This window comes from Stenotrophomonas sp. Ste86 (assembly GCF_024519465.1).
In the GTDB taxonomy this organism is placed as follows: domain Bacteria; phylum Pseudomonadota; class Gammaproteobacteria; order Xanthomonadales; family Xanthomonadaceae; genus Stenotrophomonas.
Window position 1 is genome coordinate 64,406 of the sequence record NZ_JALJRW010000015.1, and the last position, 6,672, is coordinate 71,077.

Sequence of the window (6,672 nt, forward strand, 5' to 3'; positions counted from 1 at the left end):
TGGTGCAGCCACCCATGGGGTGGCTCTACCCGGCTATCGGCGGCCGCCCTTGCCGCCCGGGCGCCACTGCGCGCCCTTGCCCACGTGCTTGCGCTCGATCGCCTGCTGGGCCTGGCGCACGGCCAGCTTGGCCGCGGCGGCGGCCACTTCTTCCTTCAGCTTGAAGTAGTTCAACAACCGCTCTTCATCCAGCGTGCCGTCATCGATGGCCGCACGGATCGCACAGCCCGGCTCGCGCTGGTGTGCGCAGTCGCGGAACCGGCATTGCGCCGACAGCGCTTCCACGTCGGAAAAGCCGCCTTCGCTCAGGGCTTCCTCACCGGTCGGCTTGAGTTCGCGCATGCCCGGGGTGTCGATCAGGCAGGCACCGGCCGGCAGCGGGATCAGCGCGCGGTGCGTGGTGGTGTGGCGGCCGCGCGAATCGTTGCTGCGCACGTCGGCGGTCTTCATCCGCTCCTCGCCCAGCAGCGTATTGGTCAGGGTGGACTTGCCGGCACCCGACGAGCCCACCAGCACCACGGTCCGGCCCGCGCCCAGCCACGGCAGCAGGGCCGACGCGCTGGCCGGGTCCTTGCCGTTGACCGCCAGCAGCGGGATGTCCTGCGCGGCCAGTTCTTCCAGCACGTCCAGGGCATCCTGGCTGTACTCGGTCTGGTCGGCCTTGGTCAGCACCACCACCGGCTGCGCGCCGCCACCGCCGACCAGCAGCAGGTAGCGCTCGATGCGGCGCGGGTTGAAGTCGGCATCCAGGCCGCAGACGATGAACACGGTATCGATGTTGGCCGCGATCACCTGCTGGTGGTAATGCTCGCCGGCCGCGCCGCGCTTGATCGCGGTACGCCGCGGCAGCAGCGCCACGATCTTGATGCCCTCCATCAGCACCCAGTCGCCCACGGCCGCGCGTTCGTGGCTGGGAAAGCGCGGGCGCTGCCATTCCGGCGGGGATTCGGTCTTGATCGCTGCATCGGGCATGTCCGAGACGATGTAGCCGGTGCGATGCTGCTCGATCACACGACCCGGGCGCGCCTGCGGGAACTGCTCGAACAAGGCCTGCCAGGCCGGGAGTTCGGGGCCGCCCGGCCAGGGCCAGCCAATGGTCTGCAGGGCAAGATAATCAGTGGGTTCGCTCATCGTGCCCATTCTAGAGGGTGTGGCGACCGGGCGTCGCCGCGGTGCTCGCCCAGTGACGAAGGCCCAGTCCCGCCCGAGTCTGCGCAACTGCTTGGCAGTGCTCGGAATTTGGCCCGAAAGCCTTGCCCTGCAACGCAACATTTCCGCTACCATGCCATTTCCATGCCCGACGATGACGGCCCGTTCATGTCCACGCCCCCGCTGAAGCCGCTTGCCACCCGCGAGCGCCTGTCCGAAGTCCGCTACGAGATCCGGGGCGAACTGGCGCGACGAGCGCGGGAGCTGGAGGCGCAGGGCCGCAAGCTGATCAAGCTGAACATCGGCAACCCGGGCAACTTCGGGTTCCGCGCGCCGGAGCACCTGCAGCGCGCGATCGCCGATGACATGGGCCGCACCGATCCCTACACCCACCAGCAGGGCCTGCCCGAGGCCCGCGAAGCGATTGCCGCCGCCTACGCCCGGCGCGGTGCCCCCGACGCGCATCCTGACCGGGTGTTTATCGGCAACGGCGTCAGCGAGCTGATCGACCTGTCGCTGCGCGCCCTGCTCAACCCCGGCGATGAAGTGCTGGTGCCCTCTCCCGACTATCCGCTGTGGTCGGCGGCGACCATCCTCAACGACGGCCGGCCGGTGTATTACCGCTGCGCACCGGAGAACGGCTTCCAGCCGGATCCGGTCGAAATCGAAACACTGGTGTCCTCGCGCACCCGCGCCATCGTGCTGATCAACCCGAACAACCCCAGCGGCGCCAGCTACTCGCGCGAACTGCTGGAGAAGATCGTGGCGATCGCGGTCAAGCACAACCTGCTGCTGATGGTCGATGAGATCTACGACCAGATCCTCTACGACGGTGCCGCGTTCCATGCGGTGGCGCCACTGGCCGGCGAACACCCGTGCATCACCTTCAGCGGGCTGAGCAAGGTGCATCGCGCCTGCGGCTGGCGGGTGGGCTGGGCGATGCTGTCCGGCGCGGCCGAGCGGCTGGGCGAATTCCGCGCGGCGATGGACCTGCTCAGCGCACTGCGGCTGTGCGCCAACGTGCCCGGCCAGTACGCCATCGATGCCGCGGTCAACGGCCCGGACACCATCTCCCCGCTGTGCGCCCCCGGTGGCCGCCTGTATGAAACCCGGCGCGCGGTGATCGAGGCCTGCAACGCCAGCGAGCACCTGTCGCTGGTTGCCCCGGCCGGCGCGCTGTACGCGTTCCCGGCGGTGGTCGGCCCGGCCGCGCGCAGCTTCGACGACCATGATTTCGCCTTGGAACTGATGAACGAGGAAGGCGTGCTGGTCGTGCCGGGCTCCAGCTTCAACGTGCCCTACCGCCACCATTTCCGGGTGACCCTGCTGCCCGAGCCGGACGTCATGCGCGATGTCTTCGCGCGCATCGACCGTGCGCTGGCGCGCCGTGCAGAAGCCAACACCAAGGTGGTGCCGTTGAAGCCACGCAGCGCGGTGGCCTGAGGTGGCGCTGTCCTACCTGGCACTGGGCGATTCGTACACCATCGGCGAAGGCGTGCAGCCGTCAGGGCGCTGGCCCTCGCAGCTGGCCGCCGGCCTGCGCGACATCGGCATCGCGGTGGACGACCCGCAGATCATCGCCACCACCGGCTGGACCACCGACGAACTCGATGCGGGCATCGATGCCGCCGCCCCGCAGGGACCCTTCGACCTGGTCAGCCTGCTGATCGGGGTGAATGACCAGTACCGCGGGCGCAGCGTGGACGACTACCGGCCCCGTTTCACCGCCCTGCTGCAGCGCGCGCTCGGCTTTGCCGGCGGTCGCGCGTCGCGCGTGCTGGTGCTGTCCATTCCCGATTGGGGAGTGACCGCGTACGGGATCGCGTCCGGCCGCGACCGGGCCCAGATCGGGCATGCACTGGACGCCTACAACGCGGCGGCCGCCGCGATCTGCGCCACGCACGACGTCGCCTTCATCGACATCACCGAGGTCAGCCGCGAGCTGGGCGGGGAAGCGCCGATGCTGGTCGAAGACGGGCTGCATCCGTCGGCGACGATGTACACGCTGTGGAACCAGCGCGTCTTCCCGGTCGCACGGGTGCAACTGGCCGACGAGGTGGCGCGCTGAGCACGGACGCGCTGCCACTGGCCAAGGAACAGGCCCGCCGCATCGCCGCTGCCTTCATGCCGGCCCGGCGCTTCGGCAACCGACGCGATTATTACTACAGCCGCGGCAAGCTCGGCAGCGATCCGCTGTACCCGGGCGTGCTGGCCGCGCTGGTACCGGCGCAGGGCGGGCTGCTGGACATCGGCTGCGGGCTGGGCCTGCTGGCCCACGTGCTGCGCCAGGCCGGTCAGCAGCAGCCGTACCTGGGCGTGGACATCGACGCGGACAAGATCGCGCGTGCGCAGCGTGCCGGTGCACAGGCGGCGCTGACCGATGCGCGTTTCGACTGCCTGGACGCCAGCGCCACCCTGCCCGACCACCACGGCAGCGTGACCCTGCTGGATGTGCTGCAGTATCTGCCGGCCGATGCGCAGGCGGGTCTCCTGCATGCTGCCGCCACGCGCGTGGCCCCGGGCGGACGGCTGGTGATCCGCACCACCCTGGCCGACAACAGCGGCCGCGACCGCGCCACCCGCATCACCGACATGCTGGCCCACCTGGTGGGCTGGATGGGCACGCGACCGCGGCATTATCCCGATGCCGCCAGCGTGCGCGCGCCGCTGGAAGCGGCTGGCCTGCGCCTGCAGATGACCCCGCTGTACGGCAACACCCCGTTCAACAACTGGCTGGTCTGCGCCGAGCGGCCGATCCGGGGCTGACAGTCGCGCCCTGCGCGCTGCACGCGCATACTCGCGCCCCGATACCGGCATGGAGCCCGCATGACCCCGCCCTCATCCCGCCATTCCGCCCTGGGCATCGCCGCACTGGTGATCAGCCTGTGCGGGCTGGTGATGTTCGCGATCAGCGCGCACGTCGCCCACACCCCCGCGCATGCCGAGATGCGCGAGCTGCCGGTGCTGCTGCTGGTGGTGCTGTGCATCAGCATCGGCCTGGCGGTCTTGGCCACGCTGATGGGGATCGGCAGCCTGCTGCAGCATCGCCGACGCCGGGTTACCGGCGTACTGGCGCTGGGCCTGGCGGTCACCCTGCTGCTGGCGCAGCTGTCGCTGGGCAGCTGGATGCGCCAGCAGTGGCAGCACTCGCACCCGCTGGCCGGCAGTCCCGGCAGCCTGACCCAACGGGCCTGAGCCCGCCTCGACACGTTCCTGATCAGGAGTTCCCATGCAACACCGTCATTCCGGTCTCGGCATCGCCTCGTTCATCCTGTCGCTGGGCGGCGGGGGGCTGTTGTTCCTGCTGATCGTGGTGGCCGGCTACGCCGAGATGAGCACGCCCGGCGGGCTGGATGAAAGCGCGCCGACCACGATGCTGCTCGGGCTGGGCATCCTTGGCGCGGGCGTGCTGGAGGTCGTGGCGGTAGCGCTGGGTATCGCCGGGCTGCTGCAACGCGACCGGCGCACGCTGTTCGCCATCCTGGGGCTGGTGTGCGCCGTGGGCACCCTGCTGGGTACCGCCGGGCTGATGGTGCTGGGTGCGATCGGATGAGTGCAGCGCCGACCGTTACGCCGCGTCGGGCAACGCCGCCGTCAACCCACGATCCTGCAAGGCCTGCAGCACCGACTCGATGATGACCAGGTTGTGCCCGTGCGCGGCGCCTTCGTGCAGGAGCACGATCGCCCCGGGGCCGAGCTGGCCGACGATGCGCTCCACCACCGCCTGCGGCTGGCAGTCCACGCCGTCGTAACCGCGCGCACTCCAGCCCACACGGGTCAGCTGCCACTGCTGTAGCGCGGGAGCCACGAACGGGTTGGTCATGCCCACCACCGAGCGGTACCAGCGCGGCGGCTGTCCGGCGATGGCGGTCAGCGTCTGCTGGCACTGGCCGATCTCAGCGGCCATCGCCGCCCGCCCCAGCCGCCAGAACCGTGTCTGCGGGTGGCGATGGCTGTGGTTGCCCAGGGTGTGCCCGCGGGCAAGCATCTGCCGCACCAGCTCGGGCTGGGCCTGGGCCCGCTCGCCGACCAGGAAGAAGGTCGCCTTGGCCTGGTAGCGGTCGAGCAGGTCCAGCACGGCCGGGGTCTCGGCCGAGGGGCCGTCGTCGATGGTCAGCCACACCCGCGGCGCCTGGCCCGGCAAGCGGCTGAGCACCGGCGCGTAAAAACGGCTGTTGGGCAGGAACACCGGCACCAGGAACAGCGCGTGCGAGGCCACCATCAGCGCCAGCCCGACCGCCCAGCCCAGCTGGACCCACGCCAGGACCACCAGCACCTGCGACAGCAGCAGCCACGGCAGCCAGCGCCAGGGGCGCAGGGGAATGCGATGCAACGTTTCCGGTACGGTCATGCCCCATGATGCCATGCCGCGTAGAATGTCCGGTTCCAAATGCCGGACCCGACTGCCATGTCCCTTGATTCCGCCCTGCGCTCGCGCATCGAATCCATCCTCAACGCCAACCGCGTCGTGCTGTTCATGAAGGGCCAGCCGAGCATGCCGCAGTGCGGTTTCTCGGCCAAGGCGGTCGGGGCGCTGCAGGACCTGGGCGTGGCGTTCGACCACGTCAACGTGCTGGCCGACGCCGAGATCCGCGAAGGCATCAAGGCCTACGGCGACTGGCCGACCATCCCGCAGCTGTACATCGACGGCGAACTGGTCGGCGGCAGCGACATCATTCTGCAGATGGCCGGCAGCGGGGAGCTGAGCAGCGTGCTCGGTCTGGCCGCCCCGGACCGCACCCCGCCGTCGATCACCGTGACCCCGGCCGCAGTGGAAATGCTGCGCGGTGCGCTGGCCGATTCACCCGGTGCCTCGCTGCAGCTGGGCATCGATGCGCGCTTCCAGCCGAACTTCCAGCTGGCTCCGCACGATGACAACGCGATCGCCGCCGAGTCCAACGGCCTGCGCGTGCAGTTCGATCTGGCCAGCGCGCGTCGCGCCGACGGCATCACCATCGACTGGGTGGACGATATCCGTGGCAAGGGCCTGGCGATCGATAACCCGAACGCGCCCAAGGCGGTGCAGGAGCTGGCGGTGCGCGACGCCGACGACCAGCTGCGTGCCGGCAGCCTGATCGTGGTGGACGTGCGCCCGGCCGACGAGCGCGCCATCGCCGCGATCAACGCCCCGTTCGAGACCTTCGACGGCGACAACCGTGCGCGCCTGGAAGCGCTGCCCAAGGACACCGCGCTGGCTTTCCTGTGCCACCACGGTGGCCGCAGCGCCCAGGCCGCCGAGCAGTTCCGCGCCCTGGGTTTCAGCAAGGTCCACAACATCACCGGCGGCATCGACGCCTGGTCGAATGAGGTGGACAACAGCGTGCCGAAGTACTGATCGTCGGTTGCGATGTGTTGGAAAAAAACGCCGGCATTGCCGGCGTTTTTTTTGTTCTTTCAACAGCCAGACACGTTGTCTCGCGATCCTGCTGGCTGGGCGGAGGTGTGTGGGTTCGCGGGACACGCCGTAAATCCGTCCCTGGAGGCTCGCGTGTGCCATCCATGGCACACGACGGTCCCGCGAAC

Annotated in this window: 8 protein-coding genes; 6 read left to right on the forward strand and 2 right to left on the reverse strand. The window is 69.5% G+C overall.

The window, feature by feature from the left end; genetic code table 11:
* Window positions 1-33: 33 nt before the first annotated feature.
* On the reverse strand, window positions 34-1,140 hold the full coding sequence (gene rsgA, locus NR101_RS13845) for a ribosome small subunit-dependent GTPase A (RefSeq protein ID WP_256776522.1): 1,107 nt from the start codon (window positions 1,138-1,140) through the stop codon (window positions 34-36).
* 177 nt (window positions 1,141-1,317) lie between these two features.
* Here rsgA and NR101_RS13850 point away from each other — a divergent pair, with 177 nt between their 5' ends.
* The 5 genes from NR101_RS13850 to NR101_RS13870 are packed head-to-tail and all read left to right on the forward strand — an operon-like array spanning window position 1,318 to window position 4,702.
* On the forward strand, window positions 1,318-2,592 hold the full coding sequence (locus tag NR101_RS13850) for a pyridoxal phosphate-dependent aminotransferase (RefSeq protein WP_256776531.1): 1,275 nt from the start codon (window positions 1,318-1,320) through the stop codon (window positions 2,590-2,592).
* A 1-nt stretch (window position 2,593) separates the two neighbouring features.
* Window positions 2,594-3,217 carry a GDSL-type esterase/lipase family protein gene (locus tag NR101_RS13855; RefSeq protein WP_256776523.1) on the forward strand — a complete coding sequence of 208 codons (624 nt, stop codon included), beginning with the start codon at window positions 2,594-2,596 and terminating at the stop codon, window positions 3,215-3,217.
* A 17-nt stretch (window positions 3,218-3,234) separates the two neighbouring features.
* The gene (locus tag NR101_RS13860) at window positions 3,235-3,915 is read left to right on the forward strand and encodes a methyltransferase domain-containing protein (protein ID WP_256776532.1); all 681 of its coding nucleotides are present in this window, start codon (window positions 3,235-3,237) and stop codon (window positions 3,913-3,915) included.
* Between the two features lie 60 nt (window positions 3,916-3,975).
* On the forward strand, window positions 3,976-4,344 hold the full coding sequence (locus NR101_RS13865; protein ID WP_256776524.1) for a hypothetical protein: 369 nt from the start codon (window positions 3,976-3,978) through the stop codon (window positions 4,342-4,344).
* A 34-nt stretch (window positions 4,345-4,378) separates the two neighbouring features.
* Complete coding sequence (locus NR101_RS13870; protein WP_256776525.1) at window positions 4,379-4,702, forward strand: hypothetical protein; 324 nt, start codon at window positions 4,379-4,381, stop codon at window positions 4,700-4,702.
* Window positions 4,703-4,717: 15 nt separating this feature from the next.
* Here NR101_RS13870 and NR101_RS13875 read toward each other — a convergent pair whose 3' ends face one another.
* Complete coding sequence (locus NR101_RS13875) at window positions 4,718-5,500, reverse strand: polysaccharide deacetylase family protein (RefSeq protein ID WP_256776526.1); 783 nt, start codon at window positions 5,498-5,500, stop codon at window positions 4,718-4,720.
* Between the two features lie 57 nt (window positions 5,501-5,557).
* Between NR101_RS13875 and grxD the strand changes: the two genes are divergently transcribed.
* On the forward strand, window positions 5,558-6,484 hold the full coding sequence (grxD, locus tag NR101_RS13880; protein ID WP_256776527.1) for a Grx4 family monothiol glutaredoxin: 927 nt from the start codon (window positions 5,558-5,560) through the stop codon (window positions 6,482-6,484).
* Window positions 6,485-6,672 lie beyond the last annotated feature (188 nt).